The sequence below is a fragment of the Actinomadura decatromicini genome (assembly GCF_008121305.1).
Classification (GTDB): Bacteria; Actinomycetota; Actinomycetes; order Streptosporangiales; family Streptosporangiaceae; genus Spirillospora; species Spirillospora syzygii.
In genome coordinates, this window is sequence record NZ_VSRQ01000006.1 from 233554 (window position 1) to 257128 (window position 23575).

General features: G+C 74.0%; 20 protein-coding genes. 8 read left to right on the forward strand and 12 right to left on the reverse strand.

Annotation, left to right across the window (positions count from 1 at the left end; translation table 11 throughout):
- Positions 1-122: 122 nt before the first annotated feature.
- From FXF68_RS27315 to FXF68_RS27330, 4 genes are all read right to left on the reverse strand, one after another.
- Positions 123-629, reverse strand: a complete 507-nt coding sequence (locus FXF68_RS27315; protein ID WP_148764075.1) for a DUF4234 domain-containing protein — start codon at positions 627-629, stop codon at positions 123-125.
- A 165-nt stretch (positions 630-794) separates the two neighbouring features.
- On the reverse strand, positions 795-2309 hold the full coding sequence (locus tag FXF68_RS27320) for a metallophosphoesterase family protein (RefSeq protein WP_148764077.1): 1515 nt from the start codon (positions 2307-2309) through the stop codon (positions 795-797).
- 356 nt (positions 2310-2665) lie between these two features.
- Positions 2666-3556, reverse strand: a complete 891-nt coding sequence (locus FXF68_RS27325) for a diacylglycerol/lipid kinase family protein (RefSeq protein WP_148764079.1) — start codon at positions 3554-3556, stop codon at positions 2666-2668.
- Between the two features lie 11 nt (positions 3557-3567).
- Complete coding sequence (locus tag FXF68_RS27330) at positions 3568-5160, reverse strand: FAD-binding oxidoreductase (RefSeq protein ID WP_148764861.1); 1593 nt, start codon at positions 5158-5160, stop codon at positions 3568-3570.
- 74 nt (positions 5161-5234) lie between these two features.
- On the opposite strand from FXF68_RS27330, the gene FXF68_RS27335 reads away from it, so the two are divergent.
- The 4 genes from FXF68_RS27335 to FXF68_RS27350 all read left to right on the forward strand — a co-directional run bounded on the left by FXF68_RS27335 (position 5235) and on the right by FXF68_RS27350 (position 8920).
- Positions 5235-5840: a TetR/AcrR family transcriptional regulator gene (locus FXF68_RS27335; protein WP_148764081.1), complete on the forward strand. Its 606-nt coding sequence runs from the start codon at positions 5235-5237 to the stop codon at positions 5838-5840.
- A complete protein-coding gene (locus tag FXF68_RS27340; RefSeq protein WP_148764083.1) occupies positions 5837-7393 on the forward strand; it encodes a glycerol-3-phosphate dehydrogenase/oxidase in 1557 nt (518 codons plus the stop codon). The genes FXF68_RS27335 and FXF68_RS27340 overlap by 4 nt, the downstream gene beginning before the upstream one ends.
- A 139-nt stretch (positions 7394-7532) precedes the next feature.
- Positions 7533-8438, forward strand: a complete 906-nt coding sequence (locus tag FXF68_RS27345; RefSeq protein WP_148764085.1) for a ferredoxin family protein — start codon at positions 7533-7535, stop codon at positions 8436-8438.
- A gap of 185 nt (positions 8439-8623) precedes the next feature.
- A complete protein-coding gene (locus FXF68_RS27350; protein WP_075901375.1) occupies positions 8624-8920 on the forward strand; it encodes a WhiB family transcriptional regulator in 297 nt (98 codons plus the stop codon).
- A 308-nt stretch (positions 8921-9228) separates the two neighbouring features.
- Here the strand turns inward: FXF68_RS27350 and FXF68_RS27355 are convergent, their stop codons facing one another.
- The 3 genes from FXF68_RS27355 to FXF68_RS27365 form a co-directional block, all read right to left on the reverse strand.
- Positions 9229-9945: a phosphoribosyltransferase gene (locus FXF68_RS27355; protein ID WP_148764086.1), complete on the reverse strand. Its 717-nt coding sequence runs from the start codon at positions 9943-9945 to the stop codon at positions 9229-9231.
- Positions 9946-10298: 353 nt separating this feature from the next.
- Positions 10299-11285: a phosphotriesterase family protein gene (locus tag FXF68_RS27360; protein WP_148764088.1), complete on the reverse strand. Its 987-nt coding sequence runs from the start codon at positions 11283-11285 to the stop codon at positions 10299-10301.
- Between the two features lie 39 nt (positions 11286-11324).
- Complete coding sequence (locus FXF68_RS27365) at positions 11325-12548, reverse strand: YihY/virulence factor BrkB family protein (RefSeq protein ID WP_246178967.1); 1224 nt, start codon at positions 12546-12548, stop codon at positions 11325-11327.
- A gap of 780 nt (positions 12549-13328) precedes the next feature.
- On the opposite strand from FXF68_RS27365, the gene FXF68_RS27370 reads away from it, so the two are divergent.
- The 3 genes from FXF68_RS27370 (at position 13329) to FXF68_RS27385 (ending at position 16712) form a co-directional block, all read left to right on the forward strand.
- The gene (locus FXF68_RS27370) at positions 13329-14981 is read left to right on the forward strand and encodes a nitrite/sulfite reductase (protein ID WP_148764090.1); all 1653 of its coding nucleotides are present in this window, start codon (positions 13329-13331) and stop codon (positions 14979-14981) included.
- 214 nt (positions 14982-15195) lie between these two features.
- The gene (locus tag FXF68_RS27380; RefSeq protein ID WP_148764092.1) at positions 15196-15906 is read left to right on the forward strand and encodes a phosphoadenylyl-sulfate reductase; all 711 of its coding nucleotides are present in this window, start codon (positions 15196-15198) and stop codon (positions 15904-15906) included.
- 71 nt (positions 15907-15977) lie between these two features.
- Positions 15978-16712, forward strand: a complete 735-nt coding sequence (locus FXF68_RS27385) for a sirohydrochlorin chelatase (protein WP_187438135.1) — start codon at positions 15978-15980, stop codon at positions 16710-16712.
- Between the two features lie 18 nt (positions 16713-16730).
- On the opposite strand, the gene FXF68_RS27390 is transcribed toward FXF68_RS27385, so the two are convergent.
- On the reverse strand, positions 16731-17465 hold the full coding sequence (locus FXF68_RS27390) for a DUF1707 SHOCT-like domain-containing protein (RefSeq protein ID WP_246178968.1): 735 nt from the start codon (positions 17463-17465) through the stop codon (positions 16731-16733).
- Between the two features lie 186 nt (positions 17466-17651).
- On the opposite strand from FXF68_RS27390, the gene FXF68_RS27395 reads away from it, so the two are divergent.
- Entirely contained in the window at positions 17652-19277 is a 1626-nt protein-coding gene (locus tag FXF68_RS27395; RefSeq protein ID WP_148764096.1) for an isovaleryl-CoA dehydrogenase, read from the forward strand.
- On the opposite strand, the gene FXF68_RS27400 is transcribed toward FXF68_RS27395, so the two are convergent.
- From FXF68_RS27400 to FXF68_RS27415, 4 genes are read right to left on the reverse strand one after another with little or no spacing between them, the layout of a single operon-like run.
- Complete coding sequence (locus FXF68_RS27400; protein ID WP_246178969.1) at positions 19274-20221, reverse strand: ABC transporter permease; 948 nt, start codon at positions 20219-20221, stop codon at positions 19274-19276. The two genes, FXF68_RS27395 and FXF68_RS27400, sit on opposite strands and share 4 nt — an antisense overlap.
- Positions 20218-21684 carry a sugar ABC transporter ATP-binding protein gene (locus FXF68_RS27405; RefSeq protein WP_148764098.1) on the reverse strand — a complete coding sequence of 489 codons (1467 nt, stop codon included), beginning with the start codon at positions 21682-21684 and terminating at the stop codon, positions 20218-20220. Before FXF68_RS27405 ends, FXF68_RS27400 begins: the two co-directional genes overlap by 4 nt.
- 29 nt (positions 21685-21713) lie before the next feature.
- Positions 21714-22712: a sugar ABC transporter substrate-binding protein gene (locus FXF68_RS27410; RefSeq protein WP_246178970.1), complete on the reverse strand. Its 999-nt coding sequence runs from the start codon at positions 22710-22712 to the stop codon at positions 21714-21716.
- Positions 22709-23509 (reverse strand): SAM-dependent methyltransferase, encoded by an 801-nt coding sequence (locus FXF68_RS27415; RefSeq protein ID WP_148764102.1) that lies wholly within the window; start codon positions 23507-23509, stop codon positions 22709-22711. Before FXF68_RS27415 ends, FXF68_RS27410 begins: the two co-directional genes overlap by 4 nt.
- Positions 23510-23575: the final 66 nt, after the last annotated feature.

Sequence of the window (23575 nt, forward strand, 5' to 3'; positions counted from 1 at the left end):
CCCCCGATTCTCACCCCTGCCACCGACAGAACATGGAAACGGCGGAACCCCTCCGCGACGGGTGGGCGCGGAGGGGTTCCGGACGGTCTTTCAGCGGGGGCCAGGGCCGTAGCCCCTGGGGGTCAGGCGACCAGGGAGACCTGCTGCCCGGCCGGGGTGTCGCCGTAGCGGTCGACGACCTTGTTGAGCTGGATCTGGTAGTAGAGGACGCCGAAGCCGAAGATGCCGAGCAGGAAGCCGATGCCTCCGCTGCAGGACGGCTGGAGCCCGGCGGCGCGCTGCGCCTGGGCGATGCGTCCGCCGAGCTTCACCCACATGACCAGCGGCCAGATGCCGAGGGTGATGAAGCCGAACAGCATCGAGAGGAGCGCGTTGACGGCCGCGTTGTCGATGCGGCGGTCGTACTCGCTCAGCTCGTTGTGGACCTTGAAGAACCACACGAGGCCGTAGATGCCGAGCGTGATGATGGGCAGGCCGAGCCAGGCGCCGATGGGGTTGCGGCGCTTCATGTTGATGCCCGCGCCGACGGCGACGGGAGCCTGCTGCTGCTGGGGGGCGGGCGCGTAGCCGCCCTGGTGGGCCGCCTGCTGCTGGTGGTGCTGGCCCTGGCCCTGCTGGGGATAACTCATTAAGTCGCTCTCCTGGGAGGCGGTCGTTCTCCGGCCGACCGCCCATTACCGTTCACCCGTTCGGTGACCCAAGACTGTAACGGCATCCGCGCACGTCGCGCGGCAGGATCGCCGACATTCATCGCAATCTCCGGCAGTCCGGGGCGAAACACCACCCCGCTCCGGCTAGCGCAGCGGGATGACGAAGTCGTCCTCGCAGGGCGGCGCCGTCTCGTGGTCGCCGCAGCCGGTCGCCGCGTAGCAGCGGACGCGCAGCTCCGACTCGGTGACGTCCAGCCGCAGGAAGCTCTTGAAGAACGGCGGGTCGTCCCAGTCGGCGAACTCGGAGCGGAAGCGCTGCGGCAGCTTGTGGACGGGGAACCGCAGCACGCGCGGGCGCCGCCGCTCCCCGCGCGGGACGCCGAGCACCGAGGCGACGAAGCGGGCGCGCCGGGACGGCGCCGGGTCCTTGTACCCGCGCCCCGGCTTGATGCCGAGCCGGCGCTCGACGGCGGCGGTGGCCTCCTCCGGGGTCAGCTCGAAGAGCTTCGGCAGCCGCAGCCAGCGTCCGTACAGCTTGCTGTAGCGGGACAGGGAGTCGCCGCGCAGCGGGTAGCAGCGGAAGTCGCCCTCGTCGACGACGCGCGTGCGGGGGATCGTGTGGGTCGCGTGCATGAACGCGCCGCCGCCGCCGGACACGATGTACTGGATCGTCCGGCCGTCGGCGGTCTTGCGCGGGTAGCGCTGGTAGTTGTGGATGTCGCCGCCGATCGCCGCGACGTAGTGGTGCGCCGGGTCCTGGACGATCTCGTCGACCGTCCCGCCGCCCTCGATCCTGCCGGGACGGTGGTCGTCGTCCACGTACAGCGGTTTTCCGGTCACGAGCAGCTTGGGTTTCGGTCCCCCGGACACCTCCCGCAGCCAGCGGCCCTGGTCGCGGTCGAGGGTGCCGGTGATGCCCGTGTCGATCCCGATGACGCGCAGCGCCGGGGTGTCGACCGCCCAGTACGGCCCCGGCTGGACGGACCGCTGCCCCGCCCCGCCCCGGAACCGCTCCCTCGCCTCCTCCAGCACGGCCCCGTCGACCTCGCCCGACCGCCGCCACAGCAGGCGCGGGACGAACGACAGCGGCCCGCGCCACGGCGGCGGCGTGCAGTCGGCGTCCAGGCCGCAGAACACGTGCAGGAACCCGCGCAGGCCGTCGTACCAGTCGTGGTTCCCGGGGACGGCGAAGATGGGCCCCGGATAGTCCTTGTAGGGACGGAAGAACTTGTCGGGGTATTGGCCCGCGTCCCCGGTCGGGTAGATGACGTCGCTCGCCACGACCATGAAGTCGGTGTCGCCCGCGGCGTGCAGCAGCGGCGGGACGACCGCGTACTGCGACTTGTCGCCCTCGCCGGTGTCTCCGAGCAGCACGAACGAGAACTCCGGCTCGGCCCGGTGGACGGTGAACGCGGCGGGCGTCCCCCGCTCGCGGAGCGCGGCGACGCAGCGGCGGCGGATCGCGTTCGACGGATCGCCGAACCAGCGCGCGATCACGTCGTTGCGGGACCGCCACAGCACCCTCGGGCGGCGCCAGGAGAAGTCGGTCACGCGCGGAGGGAGCAGCTCGGTGAACGTCCCCGGCCGACCGCACACCCAGCCCGCACCCGCCTCGGAGGTGCGCGAGTTCTCGGGATCAGAGGGGACCTCGGCACACACAGACGCCTCCGGGCGTGAGTCAGGGAGTGCTCACAGCCTGTCCGGAGGCGATCCGGAGCGTCAAGCGACATGCCGGGGCCGCGCCGGAAGCGGACGCGCGAGAGTAAGGGAAGGGTGACCGGGGCGATTGACCGTGGTGGACGCCGGCGCCACCCCCAGAGACGCCGACGCCACCACGACGCGGGTGTCCGCGGCCATCATGAGTCCCCCCAGAACGGCGAGCAGTCGCCTTCTCATGATGTCGTCCGCAGACAACCCAAGGTCCCTAAGCGGGACGTAACTGACGCTACCCGAGGGTCCGTAATGGACACGTAAATCGACCCAAACAACGGGCCAAGATCCGGAGACCGCCCAGGTCAGGGCGCGAGGACGCGCAGCGCGCCGGGCAGGACACGCGCGGTGACCGGGAGCGTTCCCGGCAGCTCGCCGTCCGCGCCGTACGGGAGCGTCCGGCCGGACGTCCCGGCCAGCTCGATCCGCACCTCCTCGCCCCGCATGACCTCGATCTCGGGGCGGCGGACGTGCGTCCCCGCCTCCAGCTCGCGCATGACGGCGAAGAACAGGCGCTTGGGGGCCGTCTTGATCAGGACGACGTCGAGCAGCCCGTCGTCGACGCGCGCGTCCGGTGCGATGTGCTTGCCGAACCCGTAGTAGCCGGAGTTGGCGGCGACGACCGTGTAGCCCTGCCGGGCGTGCGCCTCGCCGTCCACGGTGATCAGGTAGTCGGCGGGCCGCCACGTCGCGATCGCGCGCAGCGCGCCGAAGTAGTAGGCGGCCGAGCCGCGCAGCAGCCGCGTCTTGTTGGCGTTGTCGTTGGCGACGGCGTCCACGCCCGCGTAGACGCTGCCGAGGACCGCCGTCCCGTTCGCGTCGATCGCGTCGACGGCGCGCGGCTCGCCCTCCAGCAGCAGCTTCGCCTGCTCCTCCGGGTCGGACGGGATGCCGAGCTGCCGCGCGAAGTCGTTGCCGCGGCCCGCGGGGACGACGCCGAACAGCGCGTCCGTCCCGGCGAGGGCGCCGCCGACGCAGCCCGCCATGCCGTCGCCGCCGACGCCGAGGACGACGCGCCCGGTCCCGGCGGCGGCGCGGGCGACGTCCGCGGCGTGCTCCAGGCCCCGGCTGTACTCCACGGCGACGTCGGCGCCCGCCTCCCGCAGCAGCCGGGCGAGCGTGATCAGCGACGAGGCGGACGCGGAGCCGCCCGCCGCCGGGTTGACGATCGCGGTGAACGCACGTGCCTCGCCCATACGGTCGCTCCTCACGGCAGGCTCTGATCGGCGGGCGGGACCAGCACGCCCGGATTGAGGATCCCAGACGGGTCGACCCGCTGCTTGACGGCGCGCAGCACCGCCGCGCCCAGCGGCCCGATCTCCCGGGCGTACCAGTCGCGGTGGTCGGTGCCCACCCCGTGATGATGGCTGATCGTGCCTCCCGCGTCGATGATCGCGTCGCAGGCGGCGCGCTTGGCGCGCGCCCAGTGGGCGACCGGGTCCGCGCCCTGGGCCGACACGACCGTGAAGTACAGCGACGCCCCGGCCGCGTACACGTGTGAGATGTGGCACATGACCAGCGGCGACGTGCCGAGGTCGGACAGCGTTCCGATCAGCGTCGTCCGGACGGCCTCGTACAGCGCCGGGACGTCCGACCAGAACGCGGCCGTCTCCAGCGTCTCCACGAACGCCCCCGCGTCGAGGAGCGAGTCGCGCAGGTAGGGGGCGTCGAAGCGGCCGTGCTCCCACTTCTCGCCGGGACCGGGGCCGAGCGGCTCACCGCCCGCGGCGCGCAGCGCGCCCGCCGCGCGGGCGCGCTCCTCCGCGACCCGCTCCGCCGCTCCCTCGAACCCGAGCACCGCCAGGCACCCGGCGGCGGAGCCGCTGCCGATCTCGGACGGGTCGGCCAGCCCGACCATCGTCTCGGTCTCGTCGGAGAGCCGCAGGACGGTGGGCATGGGACCGTCCTGCGCGAGCCCGCGCAGCGCGGCGGCGCCCGCGTCGAACGACGCGAACCGCCAGCCCTCGTACTCGCGCGCCTCCGGCACCGGCCGCACCCGGACGGTCACCGACGTGATCACCCCGAGCGCGCCCTCCGAGCCGAGGACGAGCTGCCGCAGGTCGGGCCCCGCCGCGGACTTCGGCGCGCGGCCGAGGTCGAGCGTCCCCTCCGGCGTCGCGACGGTCAGCGCGACCACCAGGTCGTCGAACCGCCCGTACCCGGCGGACGCCTGCCCGCTGGACCGCGCCGCCGCGAACCCGCCGATCGACGCCCACTCGTAGGACTGCGGGAAGTGGCCGAGCGTGTAGCCGCGCGCGCCGAGCAGCGCCTCCGCCTCGGGGGCGCGCAGGCCGGGCTGCAGGACGGCCGTCCGCGACACCTCGTCGAGGGAGACGAGCGCGTCCATGCGGCGCAGGTCCAGGGCGACGAACGCGCCTCCGCCCTCGGGCGCCAGCCCGCCGACGACCGACGTGCCGCCGCCGAACGGGACGACCGCGATGCCCCGTCCCGCGCAGGCGCGCAGCACGTCGAGGAACTCGTCGTGCGCGGCGGGCAGGACGACCGCGTCCGGCGCGGCGGAGGCGTCGCCCGCGCGGATGCGCAGCAGGTCGGGCGTCGACTTGCCGCGCGTGTGCCGGACGCGCGTCTCGGCGCCGGTGGCGACGTGCCGGTCGCCGACGATCCGGGCGAGCGCGGCCAGGTCGTCCGGGCTCAACCGGGACGCGGGCACCGCGACGTCGGCGAGCGCGGGCGGCGGCGCCTCGGCGGGACGCACCCCGAGCAGGTCGTGCAGCAGCCTGACCACCGGCTCCGGCAGCGGCGCCGCCCGGCCGGGATCGCCCCAGCCGCTCCAGAGCATGTCCCGCGTCGCCACCAGCGCCTCCCCCGTCACCGGACTCCCACCGGACCGATCCTGTGCTTACACTGTGACACATGACGTCGAATCGTCACAAGAAGCCCCGCCGGACGGCGGACGACGCCGTCCTCGACGCGGCCCGCGCCTGCGTGCTCGCCGTCGGGGTCCGCCGGACGACGCTCACCGACATCGCCCGGCGCGCGGGCGTGTCGCGGATGACGCTGTACCGCCGCTGGCCGGACGTCCGCACGATCGTCGCCGACCTCATGACCCGCGAGTGGGTCGGGCTCGGCGACTCGATCCAGCCCCCGGAGGACGGCCGCCCCGTCCGGCCCCGGTTCGTGGACGGCCTGGTCGCCGGGGTGCGCGCGTTCCGCGACCACCCGCTGCTCCGCAAGATCATCGAGGTGGACCCGGAGCTGCTGCTGCCCTACGTCGTCGACCGGACCGGCGCCAGCCAGCTCGTCTTCCTGGACGCCTTCGAGGAGGCCCTGCGCGCCGGGCACGCCGACGGGACGATCCGCCGCGACCACCCGTCCCGGCAGGCGCGGACGGTGCTGCTGATCGTCCAGTCCTTCGTGCTTTCGGGCCCGACGATGATCGACGACGCCGACCCCGACCTGGGCTCCGACGCCTTCGACGCCGAACTGCGCCACATCCTGGAGAGGACCCTCGCGCCATGACCACCGGACCGCCCCCCGGGACCTCGCTGAACGCCGCGCGCCGCGAACGCGAGCTCGCCGCCCTCCCCGACGAGGTCGTGGACGTCCTCGTCGTCGGCCTCGGCGCGACCGGCGCGGGCGCCGCGCTGGACGCCGCGTCCCGCGGCCTGTCGGTCGCCGCGATCGACGCCCGCGACCTGGCGTTCGGGACGTCCAGGTGGAGCTCCAAGCTGATCCACGGCGGGCTGCGCTACCTCGCGTCCGGGCAGGTGGACGTGGCGCACGAGAGCGCCGTGGAGCGCGGCGTGCTGATGCGGCACACGGCGCCGCACCTGGTCCGGGCGCTGCCGTTCGTGATGCCGCTGACCCCGCTCGTGCCGCGCGCCCGCGCCGCCGCCACGCTGGCCGCCTACCGCGCCGGGGACGCGCTGCGCCTCGCCGCCCGCACGCCGCGCTCGGTGCTGCCCGGCCCGCGCCGCCTGTCGGCGGTGGAGACGCTGCGGCTCGCGCCCGCGCTGCGCCCGTACGGGCTGCGCGGCGGCCTGCTGTCCTGGGACGGCCAGCTCGCCGACGACGCGCGGCTCGTCACCGCGCTCGCCCGCACGGCCGCCGGGCACGGCGCGCGGATCCTCACCCGCGTCCGCGCGGTCGCGCTCGCGGGCGACGGCGCCCTCGTCCGGGACGAGCTCACCGGCCGCGAGTACACCGTCCGGGCGCGCTCGGTGGTGAACGCGGCCGGGGTCTGGGCGGGCGGGCTCGTGGACGGCGTCCGCCTGCGCCCGTCGCGCGGCACCCACATCGTGGTGCGGGCCGAGACCCTGCGCGGCCTGACCGCCGGGCTCCAGATCCCGGTGCCCGGCGCGGCCAGCCGGTTCATGCTGGTCATGCCGCAGGGCGACGGCCGCGTCTACGTCGGCCTCACCGACGAGCCCGCGGACGGCCCGATCCCCGACGTCCCGGAGCCGACCGACGGCGAGATCGGCTTCCTGCTCGACATCCTCGGCTCGGCGCTCGACGTCCCGGTCCGGCGCGCGGACGTGATCGGCGCGTTCGCCGGGCTGCGCCCGCTGCTCGACGCCGGTCCGGGCGGCTCGGCGAGCACGGCCGACATCTCCCGGCGGCACGCCGTCCTCACCTCGCGGGACGGCGTCGTCACGATCGTCGGCGGCAAGCTCACCACCTACCGGCGGATGGCGCGGGACGCCGTCGACGCCGCCGTCCGCGCCCGCGGCCTCGCCGCCGGGCCGAGCCGGACGGCCCGGCTGCCGCTCGTCGGCGCGGCGCCCCGCGACCGGCTGGACGCGCTGGACGCCCCCGCGCGGCTCGTCCAGCGGTACGGGACGGAGGCGCCGCTGCTGGCCGCTTTCGCCGCCGACGACCTCGCCCTGCTGGAGCCGGTCGTCCCGGGGCTGCCGGTGCTCGGCGTGGAGCTGGCGTGGGCGGTGCGGCACGAGGGCGCCCTCGACGCCGGCGACCTCCTCGACCGCCGCACCCGGATCGGGCTGGTCGCCGCCGACCGGGCCGCCGCGCTGCCCGCCGCGGAGGCGCTGCTGCCGCGCGCCGCCCTGCGCTGACCCCCCTGCGCTGACCGCCCGAGGGGAGCGCTCGGCGAGTCCGCGGGGAAAGGTCCGGCGAACCTCCCCCGACCTGGCCCTCCGACGGTCTCTTAGGTTACCCTTACCTAATTGATCGTTTGTTCCACGGGGGGTTCATGTGACGCGCGGCAACGGCTGCGGGCATTGCCCGGGGAGCCACACCGGCGAGCGGCCGTGCCTGGCGAGCGCGACGGAGAAGGCGCGCTCCTGGCTGCTGGTCGAGCACCCCGGTCCCTGGCCCGAGCACGTCGCCGACCTCGCCGGTCCCGCCCCGGTCGCCGCCGCCGTCCGCGCGGCGAAGCGGGCGGGCGTGCGGCCCCAGCTCATCCGCCGTCCGGGGCGCCGCCGGGCGACCCCGCCCGTGCAGGTCTACGCCGCCTACTCGAACGGCCCCGACGCCTGGATCGAGGCGCGGGAACTCGCCGACCCCGCCGAGCTGGACGGCCTCGACCTCGCCGCGCTCGCCGCCGGGCGCTCCCCCGGCCTCGGCGAGCGGCGGACGGCCCCGCTGCTCCTCGTCTGCGCGCACGGGCGCCACAACGCCTGCTGCGCCCGCACCGGCGCCCCGCTCGCCCGCGCCCTCACGCGGCGTTTCGGACGCATGGTGTGGGAGACCACGCACGTCGGCGGCGACCGGTTCGCGGCCAACCTGGTCTGCCTGCCGCACGCGATCTCCTACGGCGACCTCGGCCAGCCCGAGGCGGTGCGGGCGGCGCACGCCTACCTGCGGGGCGAGGTCGTGCTCGACAGGCTGCGCGGACGCGCCGGGACGCCGGAGCCCGCGCAGGCCGCGGAGCATTTCGCCCGCGCACACACCGGACACCTCGGGGTGGACGACGTCACCGTTCACTCCGTAACGGGAACATCTCCGTACGAAGCCGTTGTTTCAGTTCAGGACGGCCGTTACCGGGTCGTGGTCGAGGCCGTCCAGCAGTCGGCCCCCTGCGGACCGGACTGCGGCGAGAACCTCAGAACCTACATTGTTAGGGAACTCACCCTTCTCAACGCGGCTGCCCTCGTGTAATCTCGCTGAGGCCCCATTAGTGGGTCTCCCTGTCGCACGTCCCCAGGTTTCCGGAGTAACCGGACGGGGAACAGAGCGGCAACTCCAGACGTTGGACCATTCGGCGCTTCTGACTTCGCGTCACCTGAAGCATGTCGAGCGTCCATGTCCAGAAATTGTTCGAAACCAATCAAGGTGGGTGTTCCATGGCTCAGGTACGTCGGCAGGCAAACCTCCCTCGTCCCAGCTGGGGCTGGCAGGACGCCGCGGCGTGCCGGGGGGAAGACCTCGTCCTCTTCTTCGGTCCCGACGGTGAGCGTCAGCCCGAGCGGGAGATCCGCGAGCGCAAGGCGAAGCAGATCTGCATGGGCTGCCCCGTCCGCACGGATTGTCTGGACTACGCCGTGTCCAGGCCCGAGAAGTACGGCACGTGGGGCGGCCTGAACGAAGACGAGCGCGCGTCCGAGCGCCGCCGCCGGATGCGCCGCGCCAACGCCGCCTAGCCGAGCGCGGACCGTCAGAAACGCTCCCAGTCGCGTACCCCGGCACGCCACCGAGAAACGACACGGCCCCGCCCCGCGGGGCCGTTTGCGTTGCCCGGGCCCGGCCCCTCCCGAGGGGCCGGGCCCGGGCCGCTTCGTCACATGTGCGTCACATGTGCGTCACAACGGTCACGCCTTTCCGCGGAACCGTCGGGCTTTTACCGCAGGCGTCCCCCGCGCGTGGCCAATTCCCGGAAATTCGCCACGCTAAATTACGGCGGCTCCCGGCGCCGCGGGCAGCTCCGGCATCCCGCGGGCCGCGCCCCGGCTCAGCCCGCGCCGTGCTCCCGCGCCGCCCGGTCCAGCCAGGCGGTCACGTCGGCGTCGCTGAGCTGGTCGAAGTCGCGGTACCACTGCCCGACCGCGCGGAACTCCCACGGCGCCGCCGGCACGACCAGGTCGTCCACCTCGGGCTCCAGGTCGTGGACGGTCTCCGCCGCCCCCACCGGCACCGCGAGGACGAGCCGCGACGGCCCCCGCTCGCGCAGCGCCCGCACCGCGGCGCGGGCCGTCCCGCCGGTGGCGAGGCCGTCGTCCACGACGATCACCGGCCGGCCGGCCGTCTCCGGCAGCGGCCGCCCGCCCCGGTAGGCGGCGACCCGGCGGGACAGCTCGGCGCGCTCGGCCACGACCGTGCCGGCGAGGTCGTCCGCGCTGAGTCCGAGCCGGTTCAGCAGGCCGTCGTCGAAGACCGGGGAGCCTCCCTCGGCGATCGCCCCGACCCCGAGCTCCGGCTGCGGCGGATACCCGATCTTGCGGGTGACGAGCACGTCGAGCGGCGACCCGAGCCGCCGCGCCACCTCGTGGCCGACGGGGACCCCGCCGCGCGGCAGCGCCAGCACGACGGCGCCGTCGAGGCCCAGCGGGACGAGCCGCTCGGCGAGCACCCGGCCCGCCTCGGAACGGTCGGTGTAGGGGAGCCGGACAGTCTCGGTCCGCCCCAGGTCGTCGCGAGCTGATCTGTTCGCGGGCCTGTTCCAGGACATCGGCACACCCCCTTCCGGGGTCACCCCTACCCACTCCCCGCCCCGTTACAGGCGCGCAGAGCGTCCCATACGGGCATGGAGGGGCCGACCCAGGGGGGAACCAGGCGGAGAGCACGTCAGGCGCCCATGAGCCAGCACAGCGGGTACGCCGCCCCGCGCAAGGCGGAACCGGGCGGGTGATACGTCAGGCGCCCATGAGCCAGCACAGCGAGTACGCCGCCGCGTGCAAGGCGGAACCGGACGGGTGGCGCTTCAGGCGCCGTTAGCCAGCACAGCGAGTACGCGGCGTACTCGCCGTGAGCCAGCACAGCGAGTACACCGCCCGTGCGGGGCGGAACCGGGCGGGCAGTGCGTCAGGCGCCCGTGAGCCAGCGCAGCGGGTTGTCGCGCAGGACGCCCTGGAGCGTCGCGTCGTCGGCGCCGGCGGCGCGCAGCGCGGGCAGGAACGTCTCGAACAGGTAGCCGAAGCCCGTCCCGCCGTACCGGGTGATCTGCCTCATCCGGGACACGCCCGTGCTCAGCAGCACCCGTCCGGCGTGCCCGGCCTCCAGCAGGTCCATCACGGAGCGGACGCGGGCGCCGAGCGCGGCGTGGTCGTCCCCGGCGAGGCCGAGCGTGCCGAACGAGACGTACCCGCCGGTCTCGGCGATCTTGCGGTGCTGGCCGGGGTCGTCCACCCGGTCCTGCTGGCCGACCGCGACCCGGTGCGGGGCCAGCCCGGCGCCGGTGAGGATCTCCAGCTGGGCGAGCCCGGCGCGGCCGTAGGTCGCCACCGACAGCCCGGACAGCGCGGCGGCGCGGGCGGCGGCGCGCAGGCACAGCTCCTCCGCCTCCGTCGGAGCCTCGCCCCAGGTCCCGATCTCGCCGATCACGCCGGGCAGCGAGTTGGTGCCGTCCATGCCGAAGCCGACCTCGGCCAGGAAGCGCTCGGCGAGCCGCTCGGCGGCGGACGGGCCGGCCGGCGCCTCGCCCGCCGCGATCGCCTCGCGGACGAACGACGGGTGGAACGGCTCGGTGAACACGCCCGTCCCGGCGACGACCGCGACCCGCGCGCCGGAGCTGATCCGGGCGAGCGCGGCGGCGTTGCGGCCCATGCCGGAGCAGGTCAGGTCGACGACGAGGCCGAGCCCGTGGTCGCGGCGCAGCGCCGCCAGCTCCCGCTGGACGGACTTCTCCTCGTCCAGCCAGCGCCCGGGGTCGGACTCGACCAGCTTCGGACGGGCCGGCCAGCGCAGGTCCATCTGCAGGTGCTCATGGGACAGCACGGGTCCGGTGATGTCGGACGTCGGGATCGTGCCGGTCACGGTCCGCAGCCGTCCGGCCTCCGCACGGGGGGTCATGTCACGCGAGGCTACGACATGTTTGGCCTTCTCAAACCCTCAACGGGCTCTCTTTTTACCTTCGGAGGCCGCTTCGGCCTCGTTTTCGGCGGCTGCCTCCGCCTCGGCCTCCGCATCCGCTTCCGCGTCGGCCTCCGCGTCGGCCTCCGCGTCCGCCTCGGCGGCGGCCTCGGCTTCGGCGGCCGCCGCGTGCCGCTCCGCCAGCTCGGCCCGCGCCGTGGCGGTGACCTCGCTCGGCCACAGCCGGTCGATCTCGGCGTTCAGCGTCGCGCCGATCAGCACCGCGAGCGCGGCGACGTACAGCCAGGCGAGCACGGCGATCGCGGCGGCGAGCGACCCGTACACCGACACCCCGCTGAACGAGCCGGTGAGGTAGATGCGGAGCGTGATGCTGCCGAAGATCCAGATCAGCAGCGCGAGCGCCGCGCCGGGCACCGCGCGCCACCACGCCGTCCGGACCGGGACGCTCACGTGGTACAGCGTCGCCAGGAACACGATCGACAGGGTGATCACGACCGGCCAGTACAGCAGCCGCACGGCCTGGGCGCTCTCCGGCAGCGCCTGCCGGACCAGCGCGGGCCCCGCCACCAGCAGCGGGATGACGACCACGAGGATCAGCAGCCCGACGAGGTAGAGGAAGAAGGCCCGCAGCCGGGTCCGGATCACGCCGCGGATGCCGGACAGCCCGTAGGCGATGGTGATGGTGTCGACGTACACGTTCGTCGCGCGCGAGCCCGCCCAGAGCGAGATCAGGAAGCTGACGGAGACGATGTCGACCCGGCCGCCGTTGATCACGTCGTTGAGCAGCGGGACGACCGTCGTGTTCACCGCCTCGGCGGTCAGCACCTGCTGGGCGTGCCCGATCACCCACGTGCGGATGTCGGCGACGGCGTCGGGGCCGATCGCGCCGCGCAGGTGGCCCATCGTGCCGATCAGCCCGATCACGAGCGGCGGCAGGGACAGCAGCGCGAAGAACGCGGCCTCGGCCGCGAGGCCCGTCACCCGGTAGCGGAACGCGCCCGCCGCCGTGCCCTTCACGAGGGCCCAGCTCACCCGTCCGGACGTGTGGGCGCCCGCCACGGCGCGGGCGCGCAGCCGGTCGGGGAGGCGCGGGCCCGGCGGGCGCGCGGCCACCGCGCCCGGGGCGTGCGGGGCGGGGGCGTCCCGGCCGTCCTGGGCTGTGGCCTCATGGGCGTCCTCGCCCGGTCCGGGTTCGGAGTCCCCGGCCGGGGGGACGCCCGCGGCGTCGGAGACGGTGGTCACACCGCCCCACCGTAGAGCGTTCCGCGTCCGGAACATGCCGCATCGACCTCGCGAGTCTCCCGCGCCCGGCCCGTCCCCCGCGTCCCCCGGGCCCCTCCGCTCATCCTGATGATCCGATTCGCACGTTCCGTTCCGACCGCCTCCCCCGCTCGATCGTCTCGCCGGTCGGCGGCCCCTTCCCTGCACGTCCCTGTGCCCATACCCGCTTTGACGGGACGGAACGTCCAGCAGACCATGATCGTCTTTTACCCGGCGCGGCGGGCGCCCGACGGGTGCTCCGAGCATCCGCCACCATCGGCGACAATGGAAGCGTGATCTGCCCGTCCTGCCGTGACCGCCGCCACGAGGAGTGCCGCGGCGGTTCGTGGTGTGACTGCCAACACGTGCGCCGTCCGGCTGCGGACGGCACGATCCGGAGCGCCGCCGACGGCGCCGCGCCCACCGGGGCGACCAGCGACGACGCCGAGCCCCCGGTCAACTGGAGGCGGCAGGGATGACGCATCTCACCCGCCCGGCTCCCGGTCGTAACTGGACAGCCCGACAGAGGGCGTGTCAAAGTTCAGGTATGACTGCCGCGGACCCGTTGCTGGCCAAGCGCCGGCACGTCGACTTCCTCCGCGTCCGCAGCGCGATCTGTCGGTGACGCTCCGACCACGCCCCTGCTCAACAGGCGCGTGGCGCATCGGCGTCATCGTTGAACCCCCCTCCTGCTCAGCGTCGAGCCGGCCGCTTTGACTGCCGGTGCGCTACGCGTCCCACTCTCAGACGAGGACGCGCGCCGTGCCACCCGCGATCAAGCGCAAGAAGGCCGAGGGCCAGTGGGCCCTCGGTTACCGGGAACCGCTCAACAAGAACGAGGAGAACAAGAAGAACGACGACGGGCTGAACGTCCGCCGCCGCATCATCGAGATCTACTCCAAGGCCGGCTTCGACTCGATCGACCCCGCCGACCTGCGCGGCCGATTCCGCTGGATGGGCCTCTACACCCAGCGCAAGCCCGGCATCGACGGCGGCCGCACCGGCGCCCTGGAGGACGAGGAGCTCGAAGACCGCTACTTCATGCTCCGGGTGCGGATCGACGGCGGCCAGCTCAGCGGGCCGCAGCTGCGCGCCGTCGCCGACGTCTCCACGCGGTACGCCCGCGGCACCGCCGACGTCACCGACCGGCAGAACATCCAGCTGCACTGGGTGCGGATCGAGGACGTCCCGGCGATCTGGGAGGCGCTCGAGGCGGTCGGGCTGCACACCACGGAGGCGTGCGGGGACGTCCCGCGCGTCATCATCGGCTGCCCGCTCGCCGGGATCGCGGCCGACGAGGTGATCGACGCGACGCCGCAGCTCCGCGACGTCCACGACCGCTACATCGGGTCGCCCGAGTTCTCGAACCTGCCGCGCAAGTTCAAGACGGCCATGTCGGGGTGCACCGCGCACTGCACCGTCCACGAGATCAACGACATCGCGTTCGTGGGCGTCGTGAACGAGGCGGGCGAGACCGGCTACCAGCTGTTCGTCGGCGGCGGCCTGTCCACCAACCCGATGTTCGCGCAGAGCCTCGGCGTGTTCGTGAAGCCGGAGCAGGCCACGGAGGTGTGGCACGGCGTCACGTCGATCTTCCGCGACTACGGCTACCGGCGGCTGCGCAGCCGCGCCCGCCTGAAGTTCCTGATGAAGGACTGGGGCGCGCAGAAGTTCCGCGAGGTCCTGGAGAAGGAGTACCTCGGGTACGCGCTGCCCGACGGTCCCGAGCCCGCCGCGCCCCTCCCCCGCCGCGACCACGTCGGCATCCACCCGCAGCGGGACGGCAACTTCTACGTGGGCTTCGCGCCGCGCGTCGGCCGGGTGAGCGGTGAGCTGCTCGGCGTGATCGGCGACCTCGCCGAGCGGTACGGCTCCGGCCGGGTCCGGACGACCATCGAGCAGAAGATGGTCATCCTGGACGTCCCGGAGGAGAAGACCGAGGAGCTCGCCGGCGAGCTGGCCAAGCACGACCTCCAGGTGCGGCCGTCCACGTTCCGGCGGCAGACGATGGCGTGCACGGGCATCGAGTACTGCAAGCTCGCGATCACCGACACCAAGCAGCGCTCCATGGACCTGATCGACGAGCTGGAGCGGCGGCTCCCCGACTTCGACCAGCCGCTGACGATCAACGTCAACGGCTGCCCGAACGCGTGCGCCCGCATCCAGGTCGCCGACATCGGACTGAAGGGCCAGCTCGTCCTGGACGAGAACGGCGACCAGGTCGAAGGCTTCCAGATCCACCTCGGCGGGCAGCTCGGCGCCTCGTTCGGCAAGAAGGTCCGCGGGCTGAAGACGACGTCGGCCGGGCTGACCGATTACGTCGAGCGGATCGTCCGCACCTACGACAAGCAGCGCGGCGAGGGAGAGTCCTTCGCCGACTGGGTGCGGCGCGCCGACGAATCCGATCTCCAATGACGAGCGAAGCGAACCAGGGGGCGCCGGGGGGCGGCCCCCGGCACGGCGGTGGAGGCGAGCGCATGGCGCCCTTCTACTGCCCCTACTGCGGTGAGGAGAGCCTGGAGCCCCGTGAAGAGCACGGGTCCTGGTTCTGCCCTGACTGCGTCCGTTCCTTCACGTTGAAATTCCTCGGTGTCGGAGCTCCCCGCACCGCGAGCAAGGAGGTCCCTCGGTGACTCTTCTGGAGACCGACAGACCCGCACTCGATCTCGAAGACATCGTCGAGTCCGCCGCCGCCGCGCTGGAGGGGGCCTCCACGCTGGAGGTCATCCGCTGGGCGGCCGCGACGTTCGGCGACCGCATCTGCCTCACCTCGTCCATGTCGGACGCCGCGCTGATCCACCTCGTGTCGAAGGTGAAGCCGGGCATCGACGTCCTGTTCGTCGACACCGGCTACCACTTCGCCGAGACGATCGGGACGCGCGACGCCGTCGAGGCCGTGTACCCGGTGAACGTGATCAACGTGACGCCGTCCCGGACCGTCGAGGAGCAGGAGGCCGCGCTCGGGCCGCGGCTGTTCGGCCGCAACCCCGACCTGTGCTGCCACCTGCGCAAGGTCGAGCCGCTCGGCCGGGCCCTTGAGGGGTACATGGCGTGGTTCAGCGGCATCCGCCGGGACGAGACGACCAGCCGCCGCGACCGCAGGGTCGTCGAGTGGGACCGCAAGCGCGGCATGGTCAAGGTCAACCCCATCCTGGACTGGTCGCAGGACGACATCGACAACTACATCGAGGACAACGGGGTGCTGGTCAACCCGCTGCACTACGACGGCTACCCGTCGATCGGGTGCGCGCCGTGCACCCGTCCGGTCGCGCCCGGCGAGGACCCGCGCAGCGGCCGATGGGCCGGGATGGGCAAGACCGAGTGCGGTATCCACCTGTGAGTTCCCCGCACCGCACGGGTCCGCACAGTACGGATCCACACACCACGGGTCCGCACAGCACGGGCCGTCCGATGGTGGCGGTCGCGCACGGCAGCCGCGATCCGCGCGCCGCCGCGACCGTCGCCGCGCTGCTCGACGCCGTCCGGGCGCGGCGGCCGGACGTGCCCGTGCACGCCTCGTTCCTCGACCACGCGCCGCCCGCGCCCGACCGCGTCCTCGACGGCCTGGCCCGCGACGGCGCGGACGAGGCGGTCGTCCTGCCGCTCCTCCTCACGGCCGCCTACCACAGCAAGACCGACATCCCGGGCGTGCTGAACCGGGTCCGGGCGCTGCACCCGAGGCTGCGCCTCCGGACGGCGGAAACGCTCGGCCCCGACCCGCTGCTGATCGACGCCCTGGAGCGCCGCCTGTCCGACGCCGGGGTGGAGGCCGGCGACCCGGACACGGCCGTCGTGCTGGTGTCGGCGGGGTCCAGCGATCCGGCGGCGAACGCCGTCATCGCGCGGCTCGCCCGGGAGTGGCGGGCGCGGGGCTGGCGGGGCGTCGTCCCGGCCTACGCGTCGGCGGCGCGTCCCCGTCCGGCGGAGGCGGTGGCGGCACTGCTCGACGCGGGCGCCCCGCGGGTGGCGGTGGCGTCGTACTTCCTGGCCCCCGGCTACTTCGCCGACAAGGTCCGGGCGGAGACCCTGGCCGCGGGCGCGGCGGCGGTCTCCCCTGTGTTGGGCGCGGCTCCGGAGGTCGCGGACCTGGTCGTCCGGCGCTACACGGAGGCGCTGGAGACGGCCCGCGCGGCGGCGGCCGGGTAGGCGGGCCGGGGAAAGGCGTCAGGCGCGGTCGCGCCACCAGGAGGCGACCGCGCGGCGCAGTGGCGCGTGGTGCCGGTCGTCGACGATCTTGATGTCGCCCATCACGGCGTTCGCGGTGACGCGGACGACGGGCACCCGCGCCCCCGGGTGCGGGTCGCGGACGTTGACCTTGCGGTCGCCGAGGAAGGCGCGGCCGGTCAGTTCCACGGTGACGCCGTCCGGCACGATGATCTTGACGTCGCCCATCACGGCGGTGGCGGTGATGTCGACGACGCCGCTCGGCACCTGCGCGCCGCGCAGGTCGAGCTCCACGTCGCCCATCACCGAGACGGCCTCCAGCGGGCCGTCGATGCGGCCGACGATGCGCTCCTTGCAGTCGCCCATGACGGCGCTGAACTTGCGCTGGACCTGGACGGGCGCCGGGTTCGCGCCGGGCGCGCCCATGCCGGGCAGGTCGGCGGTGATGCGGTCGAGGTCGCCGCGGGTGACGGCGGCGTAGGCGGCCTCGGTCCGCTCGGTGAGCTCCTCGAAGGTGAGCCGTCCCTCGACGGAGGCGATGCGCAGCCGCTCGACGGCGGCCTCGCGCTCGGCGTCCGAGGCGCGGATCACCTCCGGCGGCGGTTCCGGGGCCTGCCCCGGGACCGCGTCGAGCCCGGCGTCGGACGCCGCGACCTCGACCGGGCGCGGGCCCGGCCGCAGGTCCGGCGAGCGCCACGTGGACTGCGGCTCCGGCTGCGGACTGGACTGACTCATGGTTCGACGGTATGCCCCCGGCGCCCTGGGACAATCCGCCGCGCGGACGAGATCGTCCCACCACTTCAGGAGGATGGACGCGGTCACTCTCCGCAGGCATGATCGTCTCCCGGCCGAACGCGGTTCTGTATCCTGCCGGGCAGCGGCGGCGACCCCGCCGGGAGCGCGGCAGGCAGGAGCAGAGCGGTGACGCACGAGGTGTTCAATCAGGTCCCCCCGCTCGCCGGGCACGACGTGTCCGCCGAGGCCGTCCTGCTGGACGGGCTGGAGCGCGAGGGCGCGGGCTGGGCCGCGGCCGAGGTGCGCGAGCTGGGACGCCTCGCGGGCACCGAGCGGGCGCAGGAGTGGGGGCGGCTCGCGAACGAGCACCCGCCCGTCCTGCGGACGCACGACCGGTACGGGCGGCGGATCGACGAGGTCGAGTTCCACCCGGCGTGGCACGAGCTGATGGACGTGGCCGTGACGCACGGGCTGCACGGCTCGGCGTGGGCGGACGAGCGTCCCGGCGCCCACGTCGCACGGGCCGCGAAGTTCTACGTCTGGCGGGTCGACGCGGGCCACGGCTGCCCGATCTCGATGACGTACGCGTCCGTCCCCGCGCTGCGGAAGGCGCCGGAGCTGGCGGCGGAGTACGAGCCGCTGCTCGCCGCGCGGGAGTACGACTTCGGGCTGCGCGCCCCGACGACGAAGCGCGGGCTGCTGGCCGGGATGTCCATGACCGAGAAGCAGGGCGGATCGGACGTCCGCGCCAACACCACCCGGGCCGAGCCCGGCGCCGACGGGACGTACCGGCTCGTCGGCCACAAATGGTTCACCAGCGCGCCGATGTGCGACGTGTTCCTGACGCTGGCGCAGGCGCCGGGCGGCCTCACCTGCTTCCTCGTGCCGCGCGTCCTCCCGGACGGCTCCCTCAACCCGCTGCGGCTGATGCGACTCAAGGACAAGCTCGGCAACAGGTCCAACGCGTCCGCCGAGGTCGAGTACGAGGACGCGGTCGCGTGGCGGGTCGGCGACGAGGGCCGCGGCGTCCGGACGATCATCGAGATGGTGAACATGACCCGGCTCGACTGCGTGATCGGCGCGGCGTCCGGGATGCGGCTCGGCGTGACGACGGCCGTCCACCACGCGACGCACCGGAGCGCGTTCGGGCGGCCGCTGGCCGAGCAGCCGCTGATGCGGAACGTCCTCGCCGACCTCGCGGTCGAGTCCGAGGCGGCGACGATCACGATGCTGCGGCTCGCGGGCGCCACCGACCGGTCGGTGCGCGGCGACGAGGCCGAGGGCGCGTTCAAACGGCTCGCCCTGGCGGCGGGCAAGTACTGGATCTGCAAGCGGTGGCCCGCGCACGCGGCCGAGGCCCTGGAGTGCCTGGGCGGCAACGGCTACGTCGAGGAGTCGGGCATGCCGCGCCTGTTCCGCGAGTCGCCGCTGAACTCGATCTGGGAGGGCTCCGGCAACGTCGCCGCGCTGGACCTGCTGCGTGCCATGCTCCGCGAGCCGCAGGCCGTGGACGCCTTCTTCGACGAGGTCGGCCGGGCGGGCGGGGCCGACGCGCGCCTCGACGCGGCCGTGAAGGAGGCCAAGGACGACCTCGCCGACCCGGCCGCGATCGAGTACCGCGCCCGCCGGGTCGCGGAGCGGCTCGCGCTCGTCCTCCAGGGGTCGCTGCTGGTCAGGCACGGCCATCCGGCCGTGGCGGACGCCTTCTGCGCGTCCCGCCTCGGCCGCGACTCGGGCGCCGCGTTCGGCACGCTCCCGGACGGCCTGGACGTCGGCGCGATCATCGACCGGGCCGCCCCGGAGGAAGCCTAGGGAGCGCCCGCGGAGCGGCGCAGCAGCCGGTCGAGCGTGACCGCCGCCAGGATCAGCAGGCCCTCGATGACCTGCTTGTAGGTGGGGTCCCAGCCGAGCAGGTTGAAGCCGTTGGAGATCAGGGTCAGCACCAGCACGCCGACGAGGCTCCGCCAGACGGCGCCCTCGCCGCCGAGGATGCTCGTCCCGCCGATGACGACGGCGGCGATCGCGGTCAGCTCCAGCAGGCTGCCGAGGCTCGCCTGCGCGGACCCGGCGCGGGACGCGAGGACGAGCCCGGCCGTCCCGGCGCACGCGCCGCTGACCGCGAACACCGCGATCCGGACGGGCGCGATCCGGACGCCGGACAGCCGCGCCGCCTCCGCGTTCCCGCCGACCGCGTAGACGGCGCGGCCGAGCGTCGTCGCGGCGAGCAGCAGCCAGCAGACGGCGGCGACGCCCGCGAGGACGAGCGTCGGCACGGTGATCCGCCCGAGGACGGTCGGGTAGCTCAGCGACTGGAACGGGTCGAGCTGCGCCGCGCGCGGGTAGACGATCGCGCCGCCGGTGATCACGACGGCCAGCCCCCGGTAGACGATGCTGAGCGCGAGCGTCGCGATGAACGAGTGCACGCGGGACAGGGCGACGACGAGACCGGTCGCGGTCCCCATCAGCGTGCCGGTCGTGACGCCCGCCGCGTACCCGGCGGGGACCCCGGCGTACCGCGTGACCAGCACGGCGACGACCGCGCTGACCGCCAGGACGGCGCTGACCGACAGGTCGAACACGCCGCACACGATGCAGAGCGTCATGCCGCACGCGAGGAGCCCGACCACGACGGCCTGGTCGAGGACGTTCACCAGGTTCCCCGTGGTGAGGAACGTGCTGGTCGACAGGGACAGCGCGACGACCATCCCGGCGAGCGCGACGACGATGCCGTGGTCGCGGACCGCCGCGTACCTCACCGCAGACCTGCCGTCGTGAGGACGTCCTCGGCGCTCGCGCCGCGCGGGAACTCGCCCGCGACACGGCCGTCGCGCAGCACGAGGACGCGGTGCGCGAGGCCGAGCACCTCCTCGACCTCCGACGACGCCATGAGCACCGCGACGCCGCGCGCGGCCAGCCCGGCGATCAGCCGGTGGACGTGCGCCTTGGCGGCCACGTCGACGCCGCGCGTGGGCTCGTCCACGAGCAGGAGGCGGGGCGAGTGGATGAGCCACCTGCCGAAGACCGTCCGCTGCTGGTTGCCGCCGGACAGCGTCCAGGCGGGACGGCCGACGCCGCCGACGCCGAGCGCGTCCGCCGTCCCGGTCACGGCGCTCCGCTCGGCGCGGCGGCGGACGAAGCCGAGCCGCCGCCGCTCCGCCAGGCTCGCGAGCGCCAGGTTCTCCGCCGCCGACCGGACGAGCACGAGCCCCTGCTCCGCCCGCGACTCCGGGACGAGCCCGGCGCCGAGCGCCATCGCCCGGGACGGGGACCGCCCGGCGACCCGGCGGCCCGCGATCGTCACCTCCCCGGCGTCGCGCCGGTCCGCGCCGAAGATCAGGCGGAGCGTCTCGGTCCGGCCGCTGCCGACGAGCCCGGCGAGGCCGACGATCTCCCCCGCCCGCACGTCCAGGCCGACGCCGCGCACCGCCCTGCCGCGCGCGAGGCCCCGGACCGACAGCACGACCGGCGCGTCGTCCGGGACGGGCCCGACCTCCGGGTACAGCACGTCGACGGGACGTCCGACCATCGCGCGCAGCAGGTCGCGCGGCGTCAGGTCGGCGGCGGGCGCGGTGGCGACGTGGCGGCCGTCCCGCAGGACGGTGACGGTGTCGCAGGCGTCCAGGACCTCCTCCAGCCGGTGCGAGATGAGGACGACCGCGAGCCCGTCGCGCTCGGCGAGGTCGCGGGCCAGCCGGAGGAGGCGGCGGGCGGCGGGCGCGGGCAGCAGGGCGGTCGGCTCGTCCAGCGCGATCAGCCGCGCGCCGCGCGCCAGCGCCCGCAGGATCTCGACCTGCTGGCGGTGCACGAGCGGGAGGTCGCCGGCGCGGGCGGACGGGTCGAGCGCGAAGCCCGCCCGCGCGGCGAGGGCGGCGACGCGGTCCCGGTCCGCCGACCGGGCGCGCAGCGCGCCGCGCGTCCCGAGGAGGACGTTGTCGGCGACGCTGAGGCCGGGGACGATCGCGCCCTCCTGCGTGACGAGCGCGATCCCGTGCCGGAGCGCGTCGCGCGGGGACCGGAGCGCGACGGGCTCGCCGTCGACGAGGACGCGCCCGGCGTCGGCCCGCACCGCCCCGCACAGGACGCGGGCGAGGGTGCTCTTCCCCGCGCCGTTCTCGCCGACGAGTCCGTGCACCCGCCCGCCGCGCAGGGCGACCGACACCCCGTCCAGGACGGTGGTCCCGCCGTAGCCCTTCCCGATCCCGTCGAGCGCGACGTCCACCGCTAGTAGTCCATCGTCAAGCCTCGCGGCTACTCGTCGTACTCGCCGGTGATCCCGGACGAGGCGATCAGGTCCTTGGTCAGCTCGCCGCCGTTCGGGACGAGCGTCGACATGTCGGTCGACGCCGCGACGGTCCCGCCGCGCGCCTTGGTGAGGCCCAGCTCGGCGGCCTTCGCCCCGGCCGTCCGGATCGGCAGGTACGGGATGCCGTACCAGCGGCCCTCGCGGACGGCGGCCACCGCCTGCCGGGACGCGCCGTTGCCCACGTACCGGATGTCCTTGCCCTTCGCGACGCCCTCCGCTCCGAAGAGGGCCTGCGACGAGCCGATGACGACGTCGACGCCGGGGTGGGCCTGGAGGAGGTCCTGCATGGCCTTGCGGCCGGAGTCCCGGGTGTAGCCGCCCTCGATCTGCGCGACGACCTTCACGTCCGGCGCGCTCCGCAGCGTCTTCACGACGGCCTCGGTGCGCGCGTTGTCGAGCGGCAGGGCCTTCAGGCCCTCCAGGTAGGCGACCTCGCAGGGCTTGGCCTTGACCGTCCGGCAGGCGCCGGCGCCGAGGCGGCCGAGCCGCTCGCCGTTGCGGACGGGCACGTCCACCAGCGAGATCGCGCCCGGCACCTGCGGGTCGGCGGTGCTGTAGCGCGGCCCGACCGGGGTGAACTGGACGACCACGGCGATCCCGCTCTGGACGGCCTTGCGCACGACGGGCACGGAGGCCGTCCCGTCGTTGGCCTGGACGACGAACACCCCGAACCGCTTGGACGTGATCGCGTCCTGCATCTGCCGTATCTGGGCCTGGGCGTCGAAGTTGGCGTCGAAGAACTCGGCCTTCACGCCCGCCTTGCCCGCCTGCTCCTTCACGCCCTCGAAGGTGGCCTGCGAGAACGAGTTGGCCTTGGCGAAGCCGAAGAACGCGACGCCCTTGGCGCCGCCGCCCGGCTTGGAACCGCCGCCGTCGTCGTCCGGGTCCGCGCACCCGGCCAGGAGGAGGAGACCCGCCGCCGCGACCGCTAACTGCCTTCTCACTGTTTCCGCCCCACTCCCACGTAGAACCATTCGCCGCCGGGACGAGTCCGATCGTCCTCGTCGTCCGGACGCCATTCGTTGACCGCCGTGACACCCGGTTCGAGCAGCTCGAAGCCCTCGAAGAACCGGGAGATCGCGGCGTGGGAGCGATGGATGAGCGGCGCGTTCGCGCCGTCGTAGACCTCTCTGGCCGCCGCGCCGATCTCCGGATGCGCGTCGTCGGTCAGATGGGAGACGATCAGGTGGCTGCCCGGTGCCATCCGCTCGGCGAACGTCCGGACCACGCCCCACGGGTCCTCATCGTCGGTCAGGCAGTGCAGGATCGCGACGAACAGCACCGCGACCGGCTCGGAGAAGTCGATCAGCCGCTCCACCTCGCGGTGCCCCAGGATCTTCTCCGGCTCGCGGACGTCCTGCCGCACGACCGACGTGGTGTCGTCGATGGCCCGCAGCGCGCGGGCGTGCGCGAGCACCACCGGGTCGTAGTCGACGTAGACGACCCGCGCGCCCGGCGCCACCCGCTTCGCGACCTCGTGCACGTTGTCCTGGGTCGGCAGCCCGGTGCCGAGGTCGAGGAACTGCGTGATGCCCCGCCGCGCGGCGAGCCGGACGGCGCGGCCGAGGAACCGCCGGTTGGCGATGCAGATGTCGCGGCTCGGGCCGAGCGCCATGATCTTCTCGGCGGCGGCCCGGTCGGCCGGGTAGTTGTCCTTTCCGCCGAGGTAGTAGTCGTACATCCGCGCCGCGTTGGGAGTGTCCACGTCGGGGGTGTACGGGGTGAATTCTTCGTCGTCCATCGCTGCCCCTTCACGCCGACGACGCGGTCGATCACGCGCAGCGTATTACCCCGAAGATCACGGGAT

What these genes read in the sequence shown, in the direction of transcription:
- FXF68_RS27390 (WP_246178968.1), bottom strand. Translation starts at nt 17,465, where the DNA reads ATGAGTCAGTCCAGTCCGCAGCCGGAGCCGCAGTCCACGTGGCGCTCG.
- FXF68_RS27360 (WP_148764088.1), bottom strand. Translation starts at nt 11,285, where the DNA reads ATGACCCCCCGTGCGGAGGCCGGACGGCTGCGGACCGTGACCGGCACG.
- FXF68_RS27340 (WP_148764083.1), top strand. Translation starts at nt 5,837, where the DNA reads ATGACCACCGGACCGCCCCCCGGGACCTCGCTGAACGCCGCGCGCCGC.
- FXF68_RS27315 (WP_148764075.1), bottom strand. Translation starts at nt 629, where the DNA reads ATGAGTTATCCCCAGCAGGGCCAGGGCCAGCACCACCAGCAGCAGGCG.
- FXF68_RS27325 (WP_148764079.1), bottom strand. Translation starts at nt 3,556, where the DNA reads ATGGGCGAGGCACGTGCGTTCACCGCGATCGTCAACCCGGCGGCGGGC.
- FXF68_RS27330 (WP_148764861.1), bottom strand. Translation starts at nt 5,160, where the DNA reads ATGCTCTGGAGCGGCTGGGGCGATCCCGGCCGGGCGGCGCCGCTGCCG.
- FXF68_RS27350 (WP_075901375.1), top strand. Translation starts at nt 8,624, where the DNA reads ATGGCTCAGGTACGTCGGCAGGCAAACCTCCCTCGTCCCAGCTGGGGC.
- FXF68_RS27415 (WP_148764102.1), bottom strand. Translation starts at nt 23,509, where the DNA reads ATGGACGACGAAGAATTCACCCCGTACACCCCCGACGTGGACACTCCC.
- FXF68_RS27355 (WP_148764086.1), bottom strand. Translation starts at nt 9,945, where the DNA reads ATGTCCTGGAACAGGCCCGCGAACAGATCAGCTCGCGACGACCTGGGG.
- FXF68_RS27385 (WP_187438135.1), top strand. Translation starts at nt 15,978, where the DNA reads ATGGTGGCGGTCGCGCACGGCAGCCGCGATCCGCGCGCCGCCGCGACC.
- FXF68_RS27335 (WP_148764081.1), top strand. Translation starts at nt 5,235, where the DNA reads ATGACGTCGAATCGTCACAAGAAGCCCCGCCGGACGGCGGACGACGCC.